At 57.5% G+C, this 25,490-nt stretch carries 13 protein-coding genes and 2 pseudogenes; 9 read left to right on the top strand and 6 right to left on the bottom strand.

Annotated elements, in window-relative coordinates; genetic code table 11:
• Positions 1-236 precede the first annotated feature (236 nt).
• Positions 237-932, bottom strand: a complete 696-nt coding sequence (locus AC1RKJ_RS18365; protein WP_492792346.1) for a LuxR C-terminal-related transcriptional regulator — start codon at positions 930-932, stop codon at positions 237-239.
• A gap of 154 nt (positions 933-1,086) precedes the next feature.
• Entirely contained in the window at positions 1,087-2,487 is a 1,401-nt protein-coding gene (locus tag AC1RKJ_RS18370) for a sensor histidine kinase (protein ID WP_492792347.1), read from the bottom strand.
• A gap of 453 nt (positions 2,488-2,940) precedes the next feature.
• Here AC1RKJ_RS18370 and AC1RKJ_RS18375 point away from each other — a divergent pair, with 453 nt between their 5' ends.
• The 5 genes and pseudogenes from AC1RKJ_RS18375 to AC1RKJ_RS18395 form a co-directional block, all read left to right on the top strand.
• Positions 2,941-11,643 (top strand): peroxidase family protein, encoded by an 8,703-nt coding sequence (locus AC1RKJ_RS18375; RefSeq protein WP_492792348.1) that lies wholly within the window; start codon positions 2,941-2,943, stop codon positions 11,641-11,643.
• A 79-nt stretch (positions 11,644-11,722) separates the two neighbouring features.
• Positions 11,723-13,468: a type I secretion system permease/ATPase gene (locus tag AC1RKJ_RS18380; protein WP_492792349.1), complete on the top strand. Its 1,746-nt coding sequence runs from the start codon at positions 11,723-11,725 to the stop codon at positions 13,466-13,468.
• Positions 13,465-15,453 carry a calcium-binding protein gene (locus tag AC1RKJ_RS18385; protein WP_492792350.1) on the top strand — a complete coding sequence of 663 codons (1,989 nt, stop codon included), beginning with the start codon at positions 13,465-13,467 and terminating at the stop codon, positions 15,451-15,453. The genes AC1RKJ_RS18380 and AC1RKJ_RS18385 overlap by 4 nt, the downstream gene beginning before the upstream one ends.
• 38 nt (positions 15,454-15,491) lie before the next feature.
• Positions 15,492-16,832 (top strand): HlyD family type I secretion periplasmic adaptor subunit, encoded by a 1,341-nt coding sequence (locus AC1RKJ_RS18390; protein WP_492792351.1) that lies wholly within the window; start codon positions 15,492-15,494, stop codon positions 16,830-16,832.
• A pseudogene (locus AC1RKJ_RS18395) lies at positions 16,832-17,011 on the top strand (SDR family oxidoreductase); the annotation flags it as partial. The gene AC1RKJ_RS18390 and the pseudogene AC1RKJ_RS18395, both read left to right, overlap by 1 nt.
• Positions 17,012-17,441: 430 nt before the next feature.
• On the opposite strand, the gene AC1RKJ_RS18400 reads toward AC1RKJ_RS18395, so the two are convergent.
• On the bottom strand, positions 17,442-19,010 hold the full coding sequence (locus AC1RKJ_RS18400) for a bifunctional AfsR/SARP family transcriptional regulator/alpha/beta hydrolase (RefSeq protein WP_492792352.1): 1,569 nt from the start codon (positions 19,008-19,010) through the stop codon (positions 17,442-17,444).
• Between the two features lie 145 nt (positions 19,011-19,155).
• On the opposite strand from AC1RKJ_RS18400, the gene mddA reads away from it, so the two are divergent.
• The 4 genes from mddA (at position 19,156) to AC1RKJ_RS18420 (ending at position 22,965) form a co-directional block, all read left to right on the top strand.
• Complete coding sequence (mddA, locus tag AC1RKJ_RS18405) at positions 19,156-19,911, top strand: methanethiol S-methyltransferase (RefSeq protein ID WP_492792353.1); 756 nt, start codon at positions 19,156-19,158, stop codon at positions 19,909-19,911.
• Entirely contained in the window at positions 19,908-20,921 is a 1,014-nt protein-coding gene (locus AC1RKJ_RS18410) for an NADPH:quinone oxidoreductase family protein (protein WP_492792354.1), read from the top strand. Before mddA ends, AC1RKJ_RS18410 begins: the two co-directional genes overlap by 4 nt.
• A complete protein-coding gene (locus tag AC1RKJ_RS18415; protein ID WP_492792355.1) occupies positions 20,918-21,682 on the top strand; it encodes a hypothetical protein in 765 nt (254 codons plus the stop codon). The genes AC1RKJ_RS18410 and AC1RKJ_RS18415 overlap by 4 nt, the downstream gene beginning before the upstream one ends.
• A 152-nt stretch (positions 21,683-21,834) precedes the next feature.
• On the top strand, positions 21,835-22,965 hold the full coding sequence (locus AC1RKJ_RS18420) for a helix-turn-helix transcriptional regulator (protein ID WP_492792356.1): 1,131 nt from the start codon (positions 21,835-21,837) through the stop codon (positions 22,963-22,965).
• Between the two features lie 309 nt (positions 22,966-23,274).
• Here the strand turns inward: AC1RKJ_RS18420 and AC1RKJ_RS18425 are convergent.
• The 3 genes and pseudogenes from AC1RKJ_RS18425 to AC1RKJ_RS18435 form a co-directional block, all read right to left on the bottom strand.
• Positions 23,275-23,439 (bottom strand): annotated as a pseudogene (locus AC1RKJ_RS18425) (transposase domain-containing protein); the annotation flags it as partial.
• A 165-nt stretch (positions 23,440-23,604) separates the two neighbouring features.
• Positions 23,605-24,546 carry an alpha/beta fold hydrolase gene (locus tag AC1RKJ_RS18430; RefSeq protein ID WP_492792357.1) on the bottom strand — a complete coding sequence of 314 codons (942 nt, stop codon included), beginning with the start codon at positions 24,544-24,546 and terminating at the stop codon, positions 23,605-23,607.
• 13 nt (positions 24,547-24,559) lie between these two features.
• Complete coding sequence (locus tag AC1RKJ_RS18435; RefSeq protein WP_492792358.1) at positions 24,560-25,081, bottom strand: PaaI family thioesterase; 522 nt, start codon at positions 25,079-25,081, stop codon at positions 24,560-24,562.
• Between the last annotated feature and the right edge of the window lie 409 nt (positions 25,082-25,490).

The following is a 25,490-nucleotide window of genomic DNA, read 5'->3' on the forward strand; positions in this document are numbered from 1 at the left end:
TTTTCGGTACAGACAATAGGTTCGATCCACGGACAGGTGGAACCCGCGGCAAGTCATCAAACGCGTTTCGCTGGGTGACGATCCACGATCTGATTCTCCGGCTCGGCATTGTGGAGCGCCGCGATGCCATCGTTGCCCAGTACATCGACCGCAAGGGAGTCGCATTGGGCGGCCGCGAGAAAATCTCGTCGGAGCAAAATGGGTGCGGACGACGCGCACTGTGCTGGACAGTAGCTCTAAGAGAGGAGGCGTGGCCGCGCCTCTGTAAAAGCGCCAACAGAATCTTCCGGCTCGCGCTCGGACAATTTCTGAGCTGCGATAACAACTTCAAGTCTGTTGCGGGCATGCAGCTTTTGCATGAGGATCGTCATGTAGTTTTTGACCGTCTTCTCGCTGATCTTCAGCGACATCGCGATCTCCTTATTGGTCTTGCCGCGCAATAGAAGCCGAACGATCTGATCTTCTCGAATGCTAAATCTTACGGCCTCCGCCGCCTTCCGCCGCAGCGATGTATTTCGCAAGGCTGCGATAACCTGGCTTGCAAAGCTTTGCGTAATGTATGTCTCGCCAAGACGAACCGATTCCACTGCATGGATGAGTTCTTGCGCGCTGCTGCCCTTCAAAACGTACCCGCTGGCGCCAGCATCGAGCGCTCTGATCGCCGAGTCCACGCCGGTCGCGGCGGTGAACGCAACGACCTTGGTATTCGGTGCAATTCTGATGGAAGCTGCAATTGCCTCGTAGACATCGCCCGCCATGCTTAGATCGACGATGATAACGTCAGGATGAAACCGCAACGAGATCTCGATAATATCTTTTGCAGTCGAACCGGTCGACAAAACCTGGAGACCTGGCGCGCGAGATAAAAGCGCTACAATGCCTTCAATCATTAGAGGATGATCATCTACCAAGCCTATGGAAACCGTACTCATACGAGGCTCCATACACAAAATAAGACAAAAATAATATGCAACTGGTAGCTAAATGCAAATACTCGGGTTTGTACACTGTTATTTCAGTGAGGGCTAAGGAGGCCGCTTACGGTTGTAGAGCGAACGCGCAAATCGTGGCTCGCTTCATCTGGACCTAACGTGCAATCGGAAGTTGCGCACGGAGTTGAGTTCCAAGTCCGTTAGGGGAGCGGAACTCTAAAGAACCTTGGAGCGCTTCGATCCGATTCCTGAGACCGGCGAGGCCAAGACCCACTCTGCGGCGTGAATTTTCGCGACTTTCCGTGACAAAGCCGGGGCCGCTATCGGTCACGAGGATGGTGACCTTATGGATATCGGCTGAGACCGTTACGCGCTGTCCTTCCGCTCCCGCATGACGGAACGCGTTGTTCAAACCTTCCTGCACAATCCTGAACAGGCAGATCTTTATCGGTTGAGCCAGATCGTCCGGGAGGTCGCCGATCTGACAGTTAACCTGTGTCCCTGTCATATCCTCGTGTTGTCGCACGGCAAACCACACCGTTTCGGTTGCCGTCAAACTATCCAAGTGCGGAAGCACAAGACCGGTTGAGACATTGCGAAGCTCGGTCAATATCCGAGCCGTTAGTTCTTGAACGCTCGGATCGCGCGCGTCGTTGGACGGAGTGTCCACGGTGCGGGCATTGGCTCGCTCAGTCAGCTTGAGCATCAAGAGACTCACAAGTTGAATCGGGCCGTCGTGTAAATCCTGTCCAATCCGGCCAAGAAGATTTTCATTGGAACTTGCGGCCTCAAGCCGGGCATCATCCGCCACCTTCCGCAATTTATCGTTCTGTTCGGCAAGGGCTTCAGCTTCGATAACCTTTTGGACGAGTGAAGCTTCGTGGGTGGTGACTAAGTTTGCAGCGCGACGAACCATGAAGAACAATATCAGCATCATAGGGGCGGTGACTGCGCCGACAATGCCGACTGCGGTGTAGCGGATGGCGGTCAGATCGGCCGCAAGTCTCCTGCCGTCATTATAGACCTCTCCAACGGCGATAATTTCCTGAGTGCCGGTGCGAAACAGCGGTGCATGGATTTCCACAAGTGGAACATGCAAATGTCGTTCGGTGGCGTTATCGATTTCATCCAGATAATCAAATTCGCCAGATACCTTGCCTTCAAAGGCTGCCGCTATAGGGGCTGAGGGAAAACGTGCTCCGATTGTCTCCTTGTTGGTCGAATACACAAGCGTTGCATCTGGCAGCCAGATTTTAATCAGCCGCATGCGTTCGCCCAGTTTTCCGGCGAGCAAATCGTCCAGCTTTTTCACGGTCTCCGTAGACAAACTGCGCGAGGTGGCAAGTTCTTGAGCTGACGGGCCAAGGAATGCCTCTATCAAGAGAGCGCCTTCTTCGGCCGCCGTTTGCATCATACTTGCCTCGATCCGCTGCGTTACAGCCAGCGCAAGCAAAACCATCGAGGCGGCTATCGTTATGCCCGCAGCCGCGACGAACTGATGAACGAGTCCGAAAGAATATTGTCCGACGCGAGCTCTACGAAATGGCCAAACCATTGTCGTGTATCCTGCGCAAACAAGTGAAGTTCAAAAAATCATTCACGTCAGTCAAAAAATAATTTCGCATAATCGTCGATTGTTCCGATGACTATATCACGGTTGTTGCTCTCGAAACAGCGCCGGGCTGACCTGAGGCGGGTTAACGCTTATGATGGGGCGGAACTTCCTTCGAAATCGTACTTGCTTCGGATCGAATCTCGCATCCGGCGGCGCATGGCCAGATTGAAATGCCACCGCCGGATTGTTAGCCGGCGGGACCAAAGTCCACCCTCATTTGCATCGTTGATCGGGACCTAGGTCTGTTTCTCGTCGGGCCTTCAGTCCAGATCGTAGCCCGACGTTATTCCCTTACTCAGGGCTCCCGGAAAAACTCAAATGCCAAGGTGGGCGCCGATACGGCGTGGAATTGCTGGGTCAAGCAGCACGAGCGAGTGCGCAGGGAGAATTGTCATGGCGACAAGCTTCACGGTCAACAAAGCGGACCTCGAGTTCATTCTCAAGCAGATCAAGATCGCCGAGGCGACATCGGTCGGCTACACACCAGCGGTGGCGCCTGTCTCGATCATGCAAGCGATCATGGACGCTTATGGTTTGAGTGCTGCGGACGCAGCGATAGCGCCTTACGGTCTCCGCACGGTTGATGGAAGCTTCAACAGTCTGGTCGCGGGTCAAGACAGGTTCGGTGCGGCGGGCACTTTGTTCCCGCGATTGACCGATCCGGTCTTCCGAAATGATGCCGATGGGGACTCGATCGATTTCGATGGCCCCGGCGGCCAGCCGCCACTCGTTCAAGGCAACTACGGCACTCCTGGCGCGACAGTTGTTGATGCCGATCCGCGCATCATCTCCAACCTGATCGTCGATATGTCGGTCGATAATCCGGCGGCTATTGAAGCCTATTTCAATAATCCGCTGTCGCATGAGCAGTTTGCTGCAGATCATCCGTACATGCCGGTCAATCCGGGTGATCCCACGTCTTACACGCCGGTTCGTCCGGGCGAACCGCTTGGTGCATTCGGACTCTATGTTACGGACGCCGATCTGCAGGCTATTCCCAACCAGTCACCCGATATTGGCCTGTCCCCAGGGTTCAATTCCTGGATGACCTTTTTCGGTCAGTTCTTTGACCACGGTCTTGATCTGGTCACCAAAGGCAATTCCGGGACAGTCTATGTTCCGCTGCAGGCGGACGATCCGCTGATCGCCGGCGCAGATGGCGTTCTCGGGAACGCAGATGACCTTCCGGCGCACCTGCGATTTATGGCGTTGAGCCGTGCAACAGTCACTATGGTCAACGGTGTGCCGCAGCACGAGAACACCACGACATCGTTCGTCGATCAGAACCAGACTTATACATCGCATCCTTCGCACCAGGTGTTTCTGCGCGAATACATGAAGGTCGACGGCAAGGCGGTTTCAACTGGCCGCCTTCTTGACGGAGCAATGGATGGTACCATTGGTAATTGGGCCGACGTCAAGGCGCAGGCTCTTGAAATGCTGGGCATCGCGTTGAGCGACTTCGACGTTCATAACGTACCTCTCCTGGTGACAGACCAGTACGGCAAGTTCATCCCGGGCCCCAACGGCTACGCCCAATTGGTCATGGCGGCCACAAATCCAGACGGCAGCCACGTGGTCGTGGAAGGCACTACGGCGGGAATTTCCACCGCAGGATCTCTCGGCACCGGCCATGCATTTCTTAACGATATTGCGCACCATGCCGTGCCGGGGCGATGGGATTCCAATGGCGATCATGTCATCAATAATCTCGACGCGTTTCAGACGAAGGACACCGACGTTGGCGACGTGAATGGCGACGGGAGTATTGACGCCGCCGATCTTGTTGCGGACGATCACAATGCAAGCACCTACGACGACGAGATGCTCGACGCTCACTTCGTCACGGGTGATGGCCGCGGCAACGAGAACATTGCTCTCACGACCGTTCATTCGATCTTTCATTCCGAGCACAATCGCCTGGTAGACGCGAACAAGGCGACGATTCTTGCAAGCGGCGACACAGCGTTCATCAACGAGTGGTTGCTGACGGATCTGACCGCGGCTCAGGTCGCGGCGATCCCAACAGACGCTGCGGCACTTGTTACATATGCCGATTCATTAAATTGGGACGGTGAACGCCTGTTCCAGACCGCGCGCTTCGGCACCGAAATGCAGTATCAGCATCTCGTGTTTGAAGAATTCGCACGCCGCATCCAGCCGATGGTGGATCCGTTCATCTTCAACAGCAGCCCTGACGTCGATCCGTCGATCGTAGCCGAGTTCGCACATACGGTTTATCGCTTCGGACACTCGATGTTGACAGGTACGGTCGATCGTCTGGACAACAATCTCAACCCGCTCGATCCACTCGATCCGAACTCGGTCCAAGGCCAGCAGACGTTGCTCGCGGTGTTCCTCAACCCGCAGGCCTATATTGGCAGCGGCGCAACGTTGGAAGAGATCAACGCTAATATCATCCGCGGCCTGTCGCGCGACGTTGGCAATGCCATAGATGAATTCATCGTCACCGATGTGCGCAGCAACCTGTTGGGCCTGCCGCTTGACCTTGCAGCGCTCAACATCGCCCGCGGCCGGGATACCGGAATTCCGTCGCTCAACCAGGCCCGTGAACAACTCTACAACGACACCGGCCTCGCCGATCTGAAGCCCTATGAGAGCTGGGCTGACTTTGCGTTAAACATCAAGAACGCAGCCTCAGTCGTCAACTTCATCGCGGCTTACGGCACGCATTCGACCATCACCGGCGCGACCACGCTCGCCGCCAAGCGCGCGGCGGCAGAGGCACTGGTCTTTGGTGGACCGGGAGCACCTGCGGATCGCGTCGCCTTCCTGAACGGGCCGGCAGCAACCACCGGCGTTAATCTGATTGATCTGTGGATCGGCGGCTTGGCCGAAAAGAGCCCCGAGTTCGGCGGCATGCTGGGAACGACTTTCAACTACGTGTTCGAATTCCAGATGGAAAGCCTGCAGTTCGGCGATCGGATGTACTACCTCACCCGTACGCAGGGCCTGAACTTCCTCAACAACCTCGAACCCAACACCTTCAGCGACCTGGTGATGCGCAATACTGCGCTCGGGGATGTTTATTCGACGCACGTGAACGGTGCGCTGTTTACCACGCCGGACCACATCATCGAGCTCGATCGCGGCATTGCGCAGGAAGATTATAACGGTGCTGAAGCTGGCAAAGATCCCATCTGGGATGGGTCCAACCCTGTTCTCGAAGCGATTCTCGGTCCTAAAGTCGTGCGTGGCTATGCCGCAGGCGACGTGCCGGGATATGCCGGGAATGGCGACACCACAGCCAACGGCCATGATGAAGGCGGCTACCTCAGGGTCCTGGGCGGCGAGCACTATGTGCTGGGTGGCACCGAGGGCAAAGACATCATGTACGGTGACAGCGGCATCGACACCCTGTGGGGCGATGGCGGCGATGACTACCTCAACGGCGGCACTGAATCCGACGATGTGTTCGGCGGCGAAGGCAACGACATCATCGAAGATCCGTTTGGCGACGACGTGCTGCGCGGCAATCAGGGCAACGACGTTATCACGTCGGCCCGTGGCGCGGACCTTCTGTTCGGCGATCAGGGCCAAGACTACATTGTGCTGGGCCAGGACGCGAGCGAGGTTTTTGGAGGCACCGAGACCGACTTCATTCTCGGCGGCATGGGCAAGGACTTCTTGCTGGGCAATGAGGGCGACGACTGGATCGAAGGCGGTGGCGGTTTCGATACCATTGCCGGTGAGAACTCCGAACTGTTCTTCAACAGCCCGATCATCGGCCACGACGTATTGTTCGGCCATGGAGATGAAACCGATTACGATGCGGAGTCGGGCGACGATATCATGGGCTCCGGCCCGAGCGTTTACCGCTATGAAGGCATGTTCGGTTTCGACTGGGGCATGGCCAAGAACGACAATTCGGCCATTAAGTTCGATCTTCAGATTCCGATCTTCACGACCATTCCGGAGGATGTACTCCGTGACCGCTTCGACCAGGTCGAGGCGCTATCGGGCTGGAAGAATAACGACATTCTGGACGGCGATGACCGCGGCCACAACGGTGGCTCATCGAGCCCAGACTCCACCCCGGTCGAACTGTTCACGGATCACACGCTTGACAGTGCTGGCATGGATCGCATTGCGGGATTGCGCCACTTGCTGGGCCTCGACGGCGTGCAGAATGCCAGCTTTAAGAACGGCAACGTGCTGATCGGCGGCGACGGCAACGATATGCTTCGCGGCCGTGGTGGTTTCGACGTTATCGACGGCGACGCCTGGCTCAACGTGCGCATCAAGATCGTCATTCCTGCGGGGTCTCCGAACGCTGGTACCTATTCGGCGGAGTCGATGACGACGGATACCACCGTCATGGGTCCCCACGCAGGAAAGGTATTTAACGTCTATACGCTGGCCGACCAGGCGGCGAACCCGGCCCATATCGCCGGAGCGCCCAATTTCGACAGCCCGGCTTTCGGCGGTGAATCGCTCACCTCGCTGATGCTCAACCGGACAATCATTCCCGGCCAGCTCAGCATCGTCCGCGAAATCCTCTACGACAACACGGATGTTACCGGCCCGAATAAGAATATCGATACCGCGATCTTCCAGGGCGGCGATCTCGAATACGAAATCGAAGGCACCCAGATCATCTACGATGCAGATACAGGCGAGGCGCTTCGGCGCGTGAACATCACCGGCCCTGAATCCGCACCGCTTAACATCCGCGACGTGAACGGTGACGGCTTTATCACGGTGCGAGATCTCGACGACGGGCTTGTTGCGGCTCCCGGACGCGTCGGCGGGCTTACAGTTAGCCGTGGCGCGTTGACCGATGACACCGACAAGCTGGTCAACATCGAACGTCTGCAATTTGCCGACAAGACGCTGACGGTTGGCGTGGCAACGACCAACAGCCTGGCCACTGGAACGGTAACGATCTCCGATCCGACGCCTTTCGATCACGACGGCAATCCGGCGACGCCGGGTGTTATCAGTCCGATCGTCGGGCAGATTCTGACGGCGAAGCTAACAAACCTCGTCGACGCCGATGGCTTCGGGCCAATCGACCCCGTAACGGGGCTTCCCCCCGGCGGCACATTCGAATGGCAGACGACAGAAGCGGGCAACGACGGTGGCTGGGCGAAGATCAGTACCGGCCTGACGTATACGGTTCGTTCGGTTGATCCTTCGCACGTGTTGCGGGCTGTCGCAGTATTCAATGATAACAAGGGAGTAACCGAGCGCATCGCTTCGATGCAGACCGACAACGTCACGGCGCCGTTCTCCGTCAACGAAAACGCGGCTAGTGGTACCGTCATTGCGCCCGTTCCTTTCAGTCTCGACTACGATCCGCTCGGCTTCGGCGGTACCGGTGTTACAGACGGCGATGTCGTTCAGCTGACGCACGTCATTTCGCCCGGCCAGGATGCGGGAGGGCGCTTCACAATCGTTAATACTGGCACCGCAGCGGCGCCGGTCTATCAGCTCGCCGTCGCCAACGGCGGCCCGATGATGCTCAACTATGAAGCCGGCGTTCACACGCCCGCGAACCAGTCTCATCAGTTTGTCGATAACCAGTATCAGATCGTCATCGATACTTATACCGATACGATCGCGAATGGCGGAGTGCTGATGGCACAGCGTCAGTTCACGATCTTTCTCAACGACGTCACTGGCGAAATTGTTGATATCGCGCCGACGCTGGACCTCAGCGGTGTTGTCACAAGCGGCAATTATCGCGAGGAGTTCGGAACGTCGAATTACACCGGCACGGACAGCGCAAACGCCACTGCTCCGTGGACGACGAACTGGGCGGAGGCTAATGACAACAACAGCGCCACCTCCGGCGAGATCGATATCAATGGCGGTCGCCTCCAGTTTGATGGCGGCATAGATGGTAATGAAACTCTGACCAGGGCCGTTGACCTGACTGGCCGGAGCACGGCTACACTTTCCTTCGACTACGTCGATGACGACACCGGATCTGGCGAGAACATTGTCGTCGAGGCGTGGGACGGGGATAGCTGGGAGCAATTAGGAACGACGTTAGGCGGCAGCACCAGCAATGGAGCCGGCACGTTTTCGGCGGCTCTTACGACGGCAATGATTGGCTCACATTCGCAGATTCGCTTCCGTGCGGAAGGTGACTGGGAAACCACCGGCGGGACGGATCTTCCGGGAACCAATCCGACCGATAATAACGGCGACAACTTCTACATTGATAACATCAATATCGTTTTCACCAGTTCCTCGGCGGCGCCACCCAACGACTACACTGCGGCCACATACACCGAGGGTGGACCGGCGGTCGCTATCGCGTCCAACCCGGCGGTCGGCGACGTTGACAATCCCACATTGATGGGCGCCACGATCAAGCTGACCAATGCCCAGCTCGGCGACACGCTGTCGATCCAAGGTACGCTTCCGACAGGTGTAACGATGAGCTTTGGTCCGGCAGTTGCAGGTACAATCACGATGTATCTGAGTGGCAACGGACCGATCTCAAAAACTGCACTACAGACGGCGATCGGTCAGGTGCGCTTCTCCAATACCGGCGATAACCCGAACCCAACTCCAGCGGCAACGCCGCGCAATATTGCAGTGACCGTTAACGACGGCGAGAAGGAGAGTGTCGTAGCCACGGCTACAGTGAATGTGATGGGAGTTGATGATCCATTCGTTGCAACGCCAGATCGGATTGTGACGAACGTCGTCGGAGCGAACTTTGTGGTTCCCGAATGGGCGCTGCTGGCCAACGATGGCGATCCCGACTCGCCGGCCGTTGTCCCCGACATCACGGCGGTGACCGAGTCCTCAAGCGGCTTCACGGCGACACTTCTTCCGGTGAATGGCGGCGTTCAAATTGACGATACGGACGGGACCGCCAACTCATTCATTTATACCGCCAATGCGGGCACGACGGCCAATGTGGCGGTTGTGCGCGATACCAACGACGTCGCCGGCAGCACCGGCAATGACATCCTTGTCGGGGACGGTGATGGTGATTCATTCGATGGCGGCACTGGCAATGACATCGTCTTTGCGGGGGCTGGCAACGACACCATCGTTTGGAACGCCAACAATACCGGCGCGACCGACGGTCGTGACTACGCCGACGGCGGCAACACCAATCCGGCCACGACTGGCTCGGTCGTTGTTACCGGCACCGGCGGTGCCACCGGAAATCGACTGAACTTCACCGAGAATACCAACGGCACGGAAATTCTTTCACGGTCGGTGGATCTCACCGGCGCAGCATCCGCGACCTTATCGTTCACATGGCGGGTGGATGACACGAGTGGCGCTGATGACCTGCTTGTCCAGGCGTTTAACGGCACCACGTGGGACACGATTGGTACCCTCGATGGCGGAGGGACCGAAGATTTCGATACCACCTTTACCGTCAATCTGACTGCAGCACAGCGCGGCGCGCATTCGGCGATCCGCTTTGTCTCTCCAAACCTTAGTGGTGGTGAGAATTTTTATATCGACAACGTCAATATCCAGACGCCGACAGGAAACTTCCGCGATGAGTTTGGGACGCAAGGCTACAACAACACCAATGGTACCCGGCCATGGAGCTCATCTTGGATTGAAACCAACGATGTGTTGGAAGCAGACACATTCGTTGTGAACGGCAACAATACGGCTGAAGACTTTAAAATATACGCCAAGAGCAATGCGATTTCGGCCGGCTTCACCGATCTGAGGGCGGATACGGAAATCGTTATCGTCCGCAACGGTGTGATCATCGCCGAACTCGATAACATCGAGGAAATCCGGGTCAATACCTTGAATGTGACCACACCAGGCGGTGCGGGCGGCGGCTCTAGTGGAGGTGACACTATCCAGGTGATCGGAGACTTCACCTCCACCAGCCTTAACTTTAGCACCATCACCATCGACGGCGATGCTAGCGATGACACGGTCGATATTTCGGCGCTGTCCTCAGCTCACCGGATCGTTTTCAGGTCGAATGGCGGCAACGACACGATCATTGGAACGCTGCGTCCGCAGGACGTGATCGAACTGCCGCCCGGGAAGGTGGCCGCTGACTTCACTTCGACCACGACCGATGGCGTCACGACCATGACGGACGGCACTCACTCCATCACCTTCACTGCAAGCGGAGGAATGCCGCAGATTGGCAACAACAATGGGAATGATAACGAGGAGGATGATAGCGACGACGGCGATGATGACGATGAGACGACCTCGCCTGTGCCCGGCGCGGTCAACAACGGAACGCCGCAGTCGGATATCCTGAACGGAACGGCGTCTGACGACAACCTCGTCGCGCTTGCGGGAGACGATGTGGTCACAGGTAATGCTGGGGCCGACGCGATCTCCGCGGGAGAAGGCGCTGACTTCGTGAGTGGTGGCGACGGCCGCGACATGATTTTCGCCGGGGCCGGCGATGACCAGGTGTTCGGCGGTGGGCAGGCCGACATCATCTACGGCGATGCCGGCTCAGATCGCATCTTCGGCGATGGCGGCAACGACATGATTACCGCAGGAGTTGGTGACGACTCTGTCTTCGGTGGCGATGGCGACGATTTGATCGTGGCTGAAGTCGGAGACGGAAACGACGTTTACTTCGGTGATGCCGCCGACGGTGGTGTTGGAAAGGATACGCTCGATATCTCCGCAGCCACGGTCAGCGTGACCGTCAATCTCGGCTCGGGTGCTTTGGCGAAGGGCAGCGCATCCAGCGCGCAAACAGGAAACGATACCCTGTGGGGAATCGAGAACGTCAATACAGGCTCCGGTAACGACACCATCACCGCGAGCAACGCCGTCAACGTGATCAATGGTGGTGCTGGGAACGATACGTTCAAGTTCCTGTCGGCATCCGGGGCTAACGGCGACACCATCGTCGGGTTCGAGCCGGGTGACCGCATCGATCTGAGCGCGATCGACGCCGACCTGTCTGCTGCGGGTGACCAGGCCTTCACGTTGGTCACGGGTGCTGCGGCTACGGCAGCCGGGCAACTGGCAGTTACTTTCGGCACGGGCACCAACGGTGACTTCACGCTGGTGCAGGGCAATATCGATGGCGGCGCGGCCGACTTCACGATCCAGATCGAAGGCCATCATACGCTGACCAACGCGAACCTCACATCTTGAGATGCCCCATGACCGGAGGCGAGTAGTTCCCGCCTCCGGTTTTTCGGAATTTCATAGTTCCTCAGTTTGAGTGCGTTCCATGGCCAAATCCAAAGAATTGACCCCGGCAAAACGAAAAAATCTCGCGGAGCTCACGCGAGGATTTCGCGGGATCGTTGTATTTCTGTTTCTGGTCTCGGGAGTGATCAACATCCTGGCGCTGACCGGATCTCTCTACATGATGCAGATTTATGATCGTGCGCTGACCAGCGGCAGCGTGCCGACGCTTATCGCTCTATCGACGCTGGCGATCGGCCTTTACGTCTTTCAAGGCTGCTTTGACATCATCAGGTCGCAGGTTCTGGTGCGCGTCGGTGCACGGCTCGACAACAAAATCGCGCCTATGGCACACCGCGTCGCAATCGATATGCCGCGTTTCGGCTTTTCGACTTCGGAAGCGCTGGAACGCGGCCGTGATGTGGACACGGTGCGGGGCTTCCTGGGCAGCCAAGGCCCGGCAGCGTTGTTCGACCTGCCATGGATACCGCTCTATATCGCCTTTATCTATTTCCTTCACCCGCTGCTGGGAGCCCTGACATTCGCCGGTGCAGTCTTCCTTGCCGTTCTCACGGTCATCAGCGAGATCCGCACCAAGCAACTAAATTTATCGACCCGGAAGGCGGCAATCGTACGCAACACGATCGCCGATTCGAATGCGCGCAACGCTGAAGTGCTCAAGGCGATGGGTTTTTCGGATCGCGCTGTGAATCGCTTCAACGAAGCCAATGGCGAACATCTTGAGTTGCAGACGAAGGCCAATGATATCAGCGGAACGTTCGCCGCGATTTCGCGCGTGTCGCGCATGCTGCTGCAGTCGGCGCTGTTGGGCCTCGGCGCCTATCTCACCATCAAGAACGAGATGACGGCGGGGGCGATTATCGCATGCTCGGTTGCTTCGGGACGCGCGCTCGCGCCCGTGGATCTCGCCATCGGCAACTGGAAAGCGTTCGTGGCAGCGCGCATGGCCTATAACCGGCTGCGGGAAACCGTCATTGCGCTGGCGGCTGCTGAAGAGCCGATGCAACTTCCAGCGCCCCACAGAGGTCTCAGCATCGACAGGATCACTGTCGCCGTCCCGGGCTCAGGGCAAGTTGTACTGAGCGACATCAGTTTCGAGCTTCAGCCCGGCCAGGCCCTGGGAATCATCGGGCCGAGTGCCGGCGGAAAGACCACGATGGTCCGGGCGCTGACAGGATTCTGGCCTGTCTTGCGCGGCAGCGTACGGCTCGACGGCGCGGACCTCGCGCAGTGGCGAGAGGACGATATCGGGCAGCACATCGGCTACTTGCCTCAGGATGTGAGCTTGATGGATGCGACTATCGAGGAAAACATTTGCCGCTTCGAACCCCAGCCCGACTTCAACAAAGTCATCGCGGCTGCCAAAGCGGCTCGCGTTCACGACATGATCTTGAAAATGCCGGAGGGATACCGCACGCAGCTTGGACCGAACGGAACGTCGTTGTCCGCCGGCCAGAGGCAACGTGTTGCCTTGGCGCGCGCGCTCTATGGCGATCCCTTCATTGTCATCATGGACGAGCCCAACTCAAATCTGGATGGAGAAGGCGAGAATGCGCTGACGGAAGCTATTGAGGGTATCAAAGCTCGAGGTGGGATTGCGATTGTCATCGCACACCGCCCCAGCGCACTAACCGCCGTCGATCTTGTAGGGATCATTCAGAATGGCCGACTGGGGGCATTCGGCAACAAGCAAGACATCATGACACCCGGTTTGCAATCGTCCGCCAAGCCTGCTGCTGACGGACTTAAGATACGGCGGCCAGCATGATCAAGATCAAAGCAAGACAAGACTCCGTTCAAAAGCAACCCTCTCGTGAAGACTATGAACAGGAGGAGCGAAAAACGAATATCATTCCGCTCTCCTTTCTGCTGTTTCTGACCGGCTGTGCGGCGTACCTGAAAAGCTTTCTCCCCGTTCGACTGGAATCGCCAGGTAGCGCTTCAGCGGAGCAGGGCCGTCGGCATCCGGAAGATGAAGATAAGGGAAGCTCTGCCCGCGAAGACGTGGTCGTTGAGACCGATGCAAATGCCGAGGGCGACGTGACGGGCGGGACTAGCCGTGCCAAGCGGTCTTCGGACAACGTGGTTCCGCTTGAGCTTCCTGCAAAGGACGTTGGCAGCTTCCTGGCCAGCGACTCACCTGCGCTCGATTTCAGTGCAATGAAGCGTCAACCGATTTCCCGATCAGACTTTGGTTCTGGTAGCGATCCGGGTCGCCCCGTCAATGACAATCACTCTCGCCTTGCCGGGCTCAACGAACCCAGTTCGCCTCCGCGGCCGGGAGGGGGAGGCGGGGGCTCATCCGATGGGGGGCCTAAAAATCCGTCCGATCCTGAGAGCGCGCGCAATCGCGCACCGCGGAGCAGCGGACCGGTTCAGCTTCCGGATGTGGTCGGTTGCCATGCGTATCTGATATCGCTGCTCGCCTTATTGCAGGGGACGGCAGACCCGGATGGCGACCGGCTGACGCTTGGAAATTTGTCTGCGTCGTCGGGTACGCTCACCCCGGCAGAAGGCGGCGGCTGGATGTTCACGCCAGCGAAGGGAATGCTCGGTGACGTCACGTTCATTTACTATATTACGGACGGCGCAGAAGTCATTCAGCAGACCGCATATCTCAGGGTCATCGAAGCGCCGCCGATTGTCGGGACCGATGGCGACGACAATCTGCTCGGCACCCAGTGCGACGATACCATCGACGGCCGAAGCGGCCATGACAACATCGAGGCCAGAGGTGGTGACGATCTGATTTTTGGCGGTGACGGCGATGATCATATCGTAGCCGGCGCAGGCAAGGATATCGTCTATGCGGGGGCGGGTAACGACATTGTATTCGGCGGAACCGGAAATGATGTGATCTTCGGAGGCGACGGTCATGATCACCTGTTTGGCGAGCAGGGCGACGACACGATTCATGGAGAAGCCGGCGATGATCGCATTTCAGGTGGCGAGGGAAACGACATCATACTCGCCGGAATTGGAAACGATATCGTTGAAGGCGATGCCGGCAACGACACGCTTGATGGCGGCGAGGGTAACGACAGTCTTCACGGCGGTATAGGTGCGGACATCTTGTTCGCCGGCGCCGGCGACGACACTGCTTCCGGCGGACCCGGCAACGATGTCATATCGGATGGCCTGGGCAAGGACGATGTGCATGGCGACGATGGCGATGACTACGTCGTCGCTGCCATTGACGCTGTGGCTGATACTTACTCAGGCGACGCCGGCGAAGATACGCTCGACTATTCGACGGCCACCATGAGCATCACCATCGATCTAGGTCGAGGAAGTGCCGAGGGTCGTGAAATCGGCATGGATCTGATTGCCGGGTTCGAAAGGATCATTGGCGGTCAGGGCGACGATCATATCATCGTCGGCTCGACGTCCGCGATCCTTGCCGGGGGCGATGGTGACGACACTTTCGAATTTGAAAGGTCAGCCGACGATCATCAGTCCGATGTTGTTCGCAAGATCACCGACTTTACGGTCGGCGACCGAATCATCGCGGCAAGCTACGAAATCCGTTATCGCGAAGGCGACGATGTCTCTGAGGCCATCGAAGATCTGTTCGAAGACATCTATCTGTCAGATCGCGACGGTCAAAATCTTCCGATCCGCCTTCGTTTCGAGAAAGTCGATGATGATGAACGAACTTTCGTGGAGGTCCGTGACAGGCCGGATTCGGAGGAGTTCTTCTCAATTGAACTGTACGGACATCACAACCTCAGCGTTGTTGTCGGGATCTCGTAAGGGGTGTTCGCGCGTTGTCTTGGAATGAGGAGTGAGCGATGAGTCAGAATGCCATTAAAAAGGCTCCAGGTGCCGGCGGCGGCTCATCGCGAGAACAGGATGTTTTCTCGCTCTGGTCCCGCGTTGCAATTGGTTTGGGCCTCGTCCTTGTGTTGGTCATCGGGTGTGGCGGATGGGCAGCCTTGGCGCGTCTTGAAGGCGCAGTCATTTCGACAGGCGTCGTCAAAGTCGACCAGAACCTCAAGGAGGTCCAACATAGGGATGGTGGTATCATCAAAACGTTGGCAATCCGGCAAGGAGATCTTGTCAAGGGAGGGCAGGTGTTGGCCACTCTCGACGATGTTCAGGTCAGGGCAGAACTGCTGATCGTGCGGTCGCAACTTGCAGAAGCACTCGGGCGTCAAGCCCGGCTGATTGCGGAACGGGACAATTTGTCCTCAATCACGTTCTCAAAGGAACTCGCGGGTCTGGCGAGCACGGCGGACGCAGCCATTCAAGGTGAGCGGCGCCTGTTTGCGGGTAACAAGCTCGGCAGAGATAGTCAGAAAGAGCAGCTCACGCTGAGCATTGGCCAGACCGGTGAAGAAATCAAAGGCATGGAGTCACGACTTGCCGCCAAGCTGGAAGAAATCAGGCTTGTCGGCGAGGAGCGCGATAAGCTCACGGTCCTGTTTGAAAAGAAAATTGTCGAGTACGCGCGCGTGTACACAGCTCACAGAGATTGGGCGCGAATACTGGGTGAGCGCGGCGAAATCGAAGCAAACATTGCGCGCGCGAAGGTGCGCACCAGTGAAATCAAACTGCAGATCATCGCAATTGATCAGAATGCGAGTACCGAAGCTCAGCGTGATCTCCGTACCGTGGATGCACGCATCGCCGAACTGAACGAACGAAAACTTGCTATTGAGGACCGCTTGTCGCGTACGGAAATACGGGCGCCGGTTTCTGGATACGTCAACGAGTTGTTCGTCCATACTGTGGGTGGGGTCATCACACCGGCGGCAAGAATTGCGACAATCGTCCCGGAAAGCGCTGAGCTAAAGTTCGAGGTCAGAATCTCGCCGGTAGATATCGACCAGGTGAGGGAAGGTCAGCGAGCTCGCGTCCGGCTATCGGCTTTCAACCGGAACACGACGCCTGAGATGAAGGCCAAGGTCGTTATGGTGTCGCCTGCATCGGCACGTGATCCCACGACAGGGCAAGAGCATTACATCGCTTACGTGCAGTTGAGCGACGAAGCGCTGTCGCAACTGAGTACGGTCAGACTCGTTCCGGGCATGCCGGCCGAAGTATTTATCTCGACCCAAGAGCGGACCGCTGTATCGTATCTTACCAAGCCATTCACCGATCAAATGAATCGCGCCTTCCGCGAGCGCTGATGACCAAAGTGACGACGAGCAATCCGAAGCGGGGCGAGCGTGGTAAGCACAGATTCCACTCGGCCGCCTGGGAAAGACTACTGAAATTGCGGGTGTCGCGCTGTTCCTTGCCTCTCCGCTCACTTCTTACGTCATTTGGACAGACGATTCCTGTGGATGATGGCCTGACACTTCGTTAGCCCGAAAAGTATTCGCGATCAGTCGGATCTGGCCTGAACCGGCTCTTCGCCATCCATGTCGCAGGATTATGGAATAGTCGATAAGGGAGTTTCGATTAGTCCGATGAGGCGCACACATGATCGCTTTCATGTTCATTTGGATTACTAAGTTCAACTTAAAGGCATATCTCGATTTCACCATCTAATGAATGCCGACGCGCGTATCCTTTCGGAAAGATCGAGAAAGGGATGGGTGCTTTGAATTCGCGGTACGGGGTGTTGGTGTTTGTTGCTGCGGTTATATTGACCGCCAACAGCGCAATAGCTGATCAAAAGGGAAAGCCGCAACCGCTGACAGTCCAGAAGCAAGGCAGCTTCGCGGTCGGCGGGACGGTGCTGAGCATCCCCCGAGGTGAGATTTTTGCCGGATTGCCAACGTGCTGATCTAGCCTTACCGCTTCGGCCTTTTGTTGCGGGGCAGCCCGCCAATGAATTGTCTGATTGCCTCAAGCACTGGTTGCTGAGCACCCGCAAAGAACCAATGATCATCGCCGTCGAGTTCAACGAATTGAGCGCCAGTGATTTGGCTGGCCATATCCCGGCCTGCCCCAATACGCACGGCGCGGTCGTTTTGGCGGTGCAGCACCAGCGTCGGCACAGAGATTCGTGGCAGGAGGTGTCTCACGTCGGTATCGCGCAACGCCGTGAGCACCGCCCAAATGCCGCCGGGACTAGAGGCCGCGCGCAGCAGTCCAGCCCACCACGCCCTCGCTTGAGGGTCACGAGAAAGACTCGGCCCGAAGGTTTCGATTCCGGCAGGGCCACCCCAGTCCGCGACGAGTTGCTGGCGCCAGGCTTCATGTTGGCTTGTCCGCAAAGCGTGCGGGTAGTCTGGCGCCCAAGAGCCCTTGGCTAATGAGCCGAACAGAATAAGGCCAGCCACGAGACGGGATTCATCGACCGCAAACTTGATGCATGCTGGCCCACATTCTGACGCGCCAAACAGAACGACGCGGCGCGTGTGCACCGCCCGCAGCACAGTGCCGATATCCTCGGCGGTGACTTCGATACTCGGGGCCGATCCGACCCGGTCCGATAGCCCGATGCCGCGACGATCGAAGATGATGAGTCGTCCAAACGCCATCAATGAAATCAGAAATGCTCGGCACGAGGGATGCTCCCAAAGGCGTTCCACATGTGACACGAAGCCAGGCATAATCAGGATATCAAGCTTGCCGCTTCCGTATGTCTGATACGCCAGATGCACGCCGGCGCCCTTTACATAGAGTGTTGTCGGAGCGTCATGGACCAACGGCGGCGTGGTGGGATCCATGAGCGCTTCGGTCGCGGCTTCGGGCGCGACCCTAAGCTCGTCACGCAGCCGCTGTGTCAGTGCGCCGTGGTGCCGTTCTGCCGAACTTCGATCGCCGGCAAGCAGGAGGCTGCGGATCAAATGTCGACAATACACCTCGCTCAGCGGGTCGAGCTCGACAAGGCGTCCCGCGTGAGCTGCGGCAGCAAAATGCTCGCCTGCGGCATTTTTGTCTTGCACGAGGCGTTCCAGCCCATGCATAAGCCGCCCCCTGAGTGCCTCGCGGCGAAAGAACACCCAATCGTCGAACTCAGGACAGTCGGGTAGAGAGAAGCCTGCGAGGAAGTCACCCCGATAGTACAGGCAGGCTTCGTCGAAAGCGCTTCGGTCGCAGGCGCTTTCGAACAGATGGGAGTCGACCGTCAGCTCGACCGCTGGAGACCACCGCACGCTGGTGCGGTCGGTCTCGAAAACGTGCTGGCCGAGCGTAAGCTCGATGCGATGAAGCATGCGCCGTAACCGCGCGCGGGCGGTTTCGCCCGGGCTTTCGGGCCACAGCAGCGTGGCAATGACATCCCGTGCAACGGCGCCTTGGGCCTCCGCGAGATAGATCAGCAGTGCAAGACCCTTGCGCAGGTTGAGCTTGATCGGGCGGTTGTCGCCATGGATTTCCGGGAATCCAAGCGTCTGAAGCGAGAACCCAGTCATGAAATCTTCCCTTGTCCTATCGGGGGACGCGCAGGGGACGGTCCAGCGATAAAAGTTATGCCTGATCAAGCCCGCTCGCTGTCGAACGGTTCAGGCTTTTGTCTTCGGCCCTGCTGCCGCCGGCAGCACAATTGGAAAAACATTCATGTTCGCACGTCTCCTGATCCTATTGTACGCCATTGTGAGCTATGGCGTCTTCCTTGTTTCGTTCCTTTACGGGCTGGGATTCTTCAGCAACACCTTCGTACCAAAGTCGATCGACGTCAGCGGCGGCCCTGCTCAATTGACCGAGGCTATCGCCGTAAATCTGTTGCTGCTCGGAATTTTTGCAATCCAGCACACCATTATGGCGCGCCCGGTCTTCAAACAGTGGTGGGCTAAAAACCTTCCCGTGGCCTTGCAGCGTAGCACCTACGTGCTGCTCTCCAGCCTGATCCTTCTGCTGCTATTCTGGCAGTGGCAACCGATTCCGACACTCATCTGGAAGTTCGATGGAATCGCAGGCTCGTTGCTGACCGGTGTCTACTGGTTCGGCTGGCTACTTGCGCTGACCTCGACCTACCTGATTGATCATTTCGACCTGTTCGGCCTGCGTCAAGCATACTTCTCGCTGCGTGGAGCCAACGACCCGGGTCAGGAGTTCAAAATTCCTTTGTTCTACAAAATCGTGCGGCACCCGCTTATGTTGGGCTTTCTGCTCGCATTCTGGGCTACGCCCGAAATGACCGCAGGCCATTTGTTGTTCGCGGTCACGATCACGATCTACATCCTGGTCGGGGTGCAGTTCGAGGAGCGGGATTTAGTCGCTCAGTTCGGCACGACTTACCAGCAGTATCGCCAGCGCGTCCCCATGCTGCTGCCGCGCATTTTCGGTCGCAACCAAGAAGGAGCATCACAATGAGAGCAGTTCTATGCAACACGTTTACGGGTCCGGAGGACCTGTGGATCGGCGATATCGAAGAACCGAAGCCCGCCGGTGACGAGATTCTGATCAACGTACACGCGGCCTCCGTGAGTTTCATGGACCATCTGATTGTCTCGGGCCTTTATCAGATGCGTCCACCGACACCATTCGTGCCCGGCGCGGAAGCGGCCGGCGTCGTCGTCGCGGTTGGCGACAAGGTTACGAAATTTCAGCCGGGTGATCGTGTGGCGTGCGGAAGCTGGACAGGCGGCTATGCCGAGCGGATGGTCGCCAAGGAATCGAAGAGTGTGCTGTTGCCGGCAGGTGTCGCGTTCGAAACGGCGGCCACGGTCTGGCACAACTACGGCACGGCCTATTACGCACTGAAAGAGGGTGCACGAGCCCAACACGGTGAAACAGTGTTTATTACTGGGGCTGCAGGCGGGGTCGGTCTTGCCGCTGTCGACCTCGCGGTCCACTTGGGCCTGCGGGTCATCGCCGGTGTAGGCTCCGACGACAAGATGGCTTTGGTGCGCCGTTACGGTGCCTGCGATGTCATCAATTATCGTAGCGAAGACCTGCGCGAGCGGATCAAGTCGATAACCCGTGGAGAAGGCGTCGACGTCTGCTTCGACAATGTTGGCGGAGCGATTTTCGAGCAAATGGCGCGGCTGATGAAGTGGGGCGGACGGCTGATGCCGGTCGGTTTCACGAGCGGCCAGATCCCTTCGGTGCCCATGAACCTCTTGCTTTTGAAGAACTATTCCATTGTTGGTGTCTTTGTTGGCGCATGGGCAGAGAAATTTCCCGAGCAAGCCGCGCGCCTGAACGACACCCTGGCGCAATTGTTGGTCGAGGGGAAAATTCGCCCCCACATCGATCGCGTCCTTCCCCTGGAACAGGTCAAGGAAGCGATGCGCGCTGTTGCTAATCGGACGGTTCAGGGAAGAATCGTCCTTAAGACAGTTGAGTGCGGTGGCGGCGGCAAGCGAGGAAGGGATCGATGACATCGATTATCATCGACAAGCGCTACTGCGGTCCTCCGAACTCCGGGAACGGCGGGTACGTCTGCGGTCAGCTGGCGCGGCACATTCCCGGGGGTGCGGAGGTGACGCTCCGCGCACCTCCGCCCCTGGATAAGCAGCTCGATGTCGTCGCGAAAGACGACGGGCTATGGGAGCTTAGCGATGGCGCCACAATCGTCGCCACTGGACGATCGGCGAGTATTGACCTTACGCGCCTGGAGACGGCAAGCTTCGACGAGGCAAGTGCAGCCGAATTGCTGACACTGGTCAAGCCACACGAGCATCCGCTGCCGACGTGTTTCGTGTGTGGTCCTGCGAGGGCGCAGGGAGATGGCCTGCGCATTTTTGCCGGACCGCTCGTGCGCGATTCCCGGAATGATTCGGCTGTGCTTGCGGCGACCTGGACACCGGATCCGACACTGGTGGCGGAGGACGGCTTCGTCGCGCCTGAGTTTCTCTGGTCGGCGCTCGATTGTCCCACGGGTTATGCTTCCTCATACGATCGGGAGAGCGGCTGCTTCGACCGAACGCCGATTCTATTGGGCCGAATGTCCGCACGGATAGAGACGCGTCCGCGTCCAGGAGAACGCTGCGTCATCACTGCATGGGAGGCCGGCCGCGACGGCCGCAAACGCGTTGCTGAGGCTGCTGTCTATGGTGAAGCCGGAACATTGTTGGCCATGGCTCGAGCGACTTGGATTGCAGTCGACCGCCAAGTGCAACTTGGCCACGACTTGCGCTGAGACGCCGTAACCACATCCATCAAGAACTGACCGATGTCTAGCTGCGGTGGACTCGCTCCGACGAGGGAAGTACTTTGACAGAAGCTGTTCAAAAGAGCGCCCGACCACGGACGGCGGGTCGGGCTGGCCGACTTGGCGTAGTCAATGACCGTATGATGCAGTATCAGAAAGCATCCCGTCTGATCGGAGACATCTACGACGCTTCGCTCGATCCTGCGATGTGGACCGTCGTTCTCGAAGAAATAGCGGAATTTGTCGGCGGTCAGGCCGCGGGGCTTGCTTTGAAAGATACCGCAAGCGCCTTCGTTGAGGCCCGCTATCACTTTGGCCTGGATGCGGAGTATATGCGGAGTTATTCGGACACGTATTCGAAGTTCGATCCTCTTGCAGCAGTAACGCTCTTCGGCGTCGGACAAGTTGTAAGTCTTCCAGACCTCGTACCTTACGAAGAGTATTGTCAGGGACGTTTCTATCGGGAGTGGGCCGAGCCCCAGGGCTGGATCGATGTCGCCAGCGCTGTGCTCGAGAAGTCTCCGACAAGTTGCACGTTTCTCAGCGTTGTCCGGAACAAGGCGGGTGGCATGGTCGACGACGAGATGCGCCGGCGCATGTCGCTTGTCATTCCTCACGTGCGCCGTGCTGCGCTGATAGGCAAGGTGATCGATCTGAAGTATGCAGAAGCGGCGACATTCGCCGAAACCTTCAATGGCCTCAGCGCTGGCATGTTTCTGGTCGATGGAAGAGGGCACATCGTTCATGCCAATGTCGCGGGACACGCTCTTCTGGACGACGGTAGCGTGCTGCGTTCGACGAAAGGCCAACTCGTCGCGAGCGATGCGCAGATCAACAAAACATTGCGCGAGATCTTTGCTATCGCGAACCAGGGCGATGCCGCACTCGGTATCAAGGGCATTTCGCTTCCGCTTTCCACCCATGATGGAGAACGTTATGTCGCTCATCTGTTGCCTCTGACCTCGGGTGCTCGTCAGCGCGCCGGCGTTGCCTATACGGCGGTTGCGGCATTATTTGTCCGCAAGGCGACGTTGGAAACGCCGTCCGCGCCTGAAGTGATTGGGCGCACTTTCAAGTTGACGCCGACCGAGCTGCGCGTGCTGCTCGCGGTGGTCGAGGTCGGCGGTGTGCCCGAGGTCGCGATGGCTCTCGGTGTTGCGGAGACGACGATCAAGACTCATGTCAGCCGCCTGTTCGAAAAAACAGGTGCCGGGCGACAGGCCGATCTGGTCAAGCTTGTCGCCGGATTTTCGACGCCGCTGGCGGATTGACAGGACACGCCGATTATTTATCGGCGCGTCCTCTAGATAATCCCATTCTCGCTATCAGACTGGCGCCGCCTTCGACATACACCAGTGTTGTCGGCACGATTGAGTATTCACGCGTCCGCGAACAAGATCCATAGGATCGACGATCGGTATGCAAAGACTCCGCTGTTGTGGGCGCTGCGCGTTCTCGGCATTCACGGTGCGCACTCATATTTCGCCGCACCGTCTGTTATCGAAATCGTTAGTTCTTCAAGCGATTATTGTGAAGCTACGCCTCGCGTAAGCGTTTAACTCTTACATATAGCGTTAGTTTTAAGTGTCGTCTGGACGCCAATTCCATGGCAAGAGTTCGTGGATGCGGCTCATCGGGTGCCCGCCAGACATGCGTTCTAGGATGTCTTTGAGATAGGCAAAGGGTTCGACGTTGTTGAGTTTGGCGGTTGTGGTGAGCGAGCAGACGGTCGCCCAGCCTCGCGCAGTTTTCCATCGTACTGCTGCCAAAAGATCTGATTGGCCGTGATAGCGACACCCATCAATGCGTCACAAGACCACCAGATGGGGCACACGTATCTTCTTTGCCGATGACGAACGTGCCGACGGGACGAGAGAAGCGGGCCTACGCCGCCCCTCTCGATGACTCGCTCAGGCAGTCGGGAGGGTAGAATCGCGCGCCCTCGCGGAAGATTTAAAGGCTCTGCCGTCAAGGAACGCCCGGATCATCCGGTTGACAAGCTGAGGTTGCTCATCGCAAATCCAGTGGCTACCGGGCACATTGATGATCGTGGCGTTCGGCATATAGGCCTCCATACCGCTGAAGGCGTGCGGCCTGACATAGGCGTCGTCGTTAGTATGGACGACGAGGCTTGGCACAGAAATAATCTGCGGGGAGACTTCTGGACAGGTATTACCGCGCGCCGGCGTTCCAATTTCGTCCTTCGGACCCACCCCCTCGCGCTGATACCATCCCACGATGCCCTCAGCCGCGCCGGGTTGACGCCATGCTTCGAGATAAACCTGGCGGTCAACATCACTAAAAAACGGAAGTGCCGTGATGTTCTTGAGTCGCTCGAAGTCGTTGCCAGCCAGCAATCCAGCGCTATCGAGACGCCGCGTAAGGAGTAGGTACTGGCTCGCCCTGATCTGCTCTTGGTCGTCGTGCAGATCCCGGTCTAACGTCGCCGGATGTGCGGTGCACAATATGATGAGGCGATCAAGTAAGGCTGGATAATGCAGCGCCATAGAATAGCCGATAATGCCGCCGGTATCATGGCCGACGTGAATGAATGTTTTGAAGCCGAGATAATGGACGAGCGCTCGAGTATCTTCGACGCTGACCCAAGTGCCGTATTCCCAACGTTTTGTCGGCTTGGAAGACAGATTGTAGCCTCGCAGATCGGGCGCGACGACAGTGTGGGTTTTGGCGAACTCCGCGAGCTGATGCCTGAAAGTGTACCAACACTGCGGGAACCCGTGCTGGAACAGCATCAGCGGTCCTTTTCCAGCTTTGACATAGTGAATACGCTCCCCGTTGATTTCGGCAAATTCGTGAGACAGATCCGGGAGCGTCTTTGACAGGTCGATCATTCGATGTTTCCTTCTATTGCTTCGGCGGCAGATCGAACACAAGGCATGTGGCTGAGCCGTGCGCACATAAACGGCCATCGCGATCCGTGACCCGTCCTTCCGCCGTGGCGATCCGCGCGCCGATACTGAGAGTTCTGGCTTCGCAACGTAGCGGTCCCGAACCTATTCGAATGGCTTTCACGTAGCTCACTCGCAGATCTAGGGTTGTATACGACCGGCCTGCTTCTAGCCCGCTGTGGACCGCGCAACCTATTGCAGAGTCCAGCAAAGTAGCGGCAAAACCACCGTGAACCGATCCCATCAGATTGTAATGCTGCTCGGCTGGAATGGCCTCAAAGGCTGCAAATCCTAACTTGAACTCTGTTGGATAGATTTGAAGAAGGCGACCGATGGGTGCTCCTTTTTCAATCCCCGGTGGAGGTGGAAACATTGAACAGAGATACTCCAAGCCGCTCAGGCGATGCATCAGCGCAACGTCCGGCCGAGGATTGTTCCATGTCACCGTCAGCATTCTTTCTAGAGGTTCATTCGTCATTCTCGTCACCCGCAACCATTGTCTACGTTTCGTAAAAACAGAGACCGGTATGAGGCGGACAGATTTATCCGGAACAGGTCGCCACGACTTCCATTCATTTCCAGGCACTCATTTCGGCTCGTAAGTTGGGTCGCTTCTCGGGCAGGCAGTGTTACCTAGCGGCGAGTTTGGCCCGGACGTGCTAGCTCCAATCACGCACTCCGCCGGTGTTCTGAGCGGTTTGTACAAGCTCTGAGGTGCGCAGCAATTGATTGCCGAAATGGTTGCCGGTCACAAAAACGGGCTACGGCATCTCAGCTAGACTTGTGGAGCGAGGATTACATCCTCCACTAGAAGGACAGTGGCGATTTTTTTCATTCATTGAATCCCGCTATTAGATAACGTTTTTCTGTCTTCCGCCGAAGGCAAG

The sequence above is a fragment of the Afipia sp. GW822-FHT04G07 genome (assembly GCF_058800765.1).

Excerpts from the sequence above, each read along its gene's own strand:
- AC1RKJ_RS18365 (WP_492792346.1), bottom strand. The coding sequence starts at position 932 with ATGAGTACGGTTTCCATAGGCTTGGTAGATGATCATCCTCTAATGATT.
- AC1RKJ_RS18370 (WP_492792347.1), bottom strand. The coding sequence starts at position 2,487 with ATGGTTTGGCCATTTCGTAGAGCTCGCGTCGGACAATATTCTTTCGGA.
- AC1RKJ_RS18375 (WP_492792348.1), top strand. The coding sequence starts at position 2,941 with ATGGCGACAAGCTTCACGGTCAACAAAGCGGACCTCGAGTTCATTCTC.
- AC1RKJ_RS18380 (WP_492792349.1), top strand. The coding sequence starts at position 11,723 with ATGGCCAAATCCAAAGAATTGACCCCGGCAAAACGAAAAAATCTCGCG.
- AC1RKJ_RS18385 (WP_492792350.1), top strand. The coding sequence starts at position 13,465 with ATGATCAAGATCAAAGCAAGACAAGACTCCGTTCAAAAGCAACCCTCT.
- AC1RKJ_RS18390 (WP_492792351.1), top strand. The coding sequence starts at position 15,492 with ATGAGTCAGAATGCCATTAAAAAGGCTCCAGGTGCCGGCGGCGGCTCA.
- AC1RKJ_RS18400 (WP_492792352.1), bottom strand. The coding sequence starts at position 19,010 with ATGACTGGGTTCTCGCTTCAGACGCTTGGATTCCCGGAAATCCATGGC.
- mddA (WP_492792353.1), top strand. The coding sequence starts at position 19,156 with ATGTTCGCACGTCTCCTGATCCTATTGTACGCCATTGTGAGCTATGGC.
- AC1RKJ_RS18410 (WP_492792354.1), top strand. The coding sequence starts at position 19,908 with ATGAGAGCAGTTCTATGCAACACGTTTACGGGTCCGGAGGACCTGTGG.
- AC1RKJ_RS18415 (WP_492792355.1), top strand. The coding sequence starts at position 20,918 with ATGACATCGATTATCATCGACAAGCGCTACTGCGGTCCTCCGAACTCC.
- AC1RKJ_RS18420 (WP_492792356.1), top strand. The coding sequence starts at position 21,835 with ATGATGCAGTATCAGAAAGCATCCCGTCTGATCGGAGACATCTACGAC.
- AC1RKJ_RS18430 (WP_492792357.1), bottom strand. The coding sequence starts at position 24,546 with ATGATCGACCTGTCAAAGACGCTCCCGGATCTGTCTCACGAATTTGCC.
- AC1RKJ_RS18435 (WP_492792358.1), bottom strand. The coding sequence starts at position 25,081 with ATGACGAATGAACCTCTAGAAAGAATGCTGACGGTGACATGGAACAAT.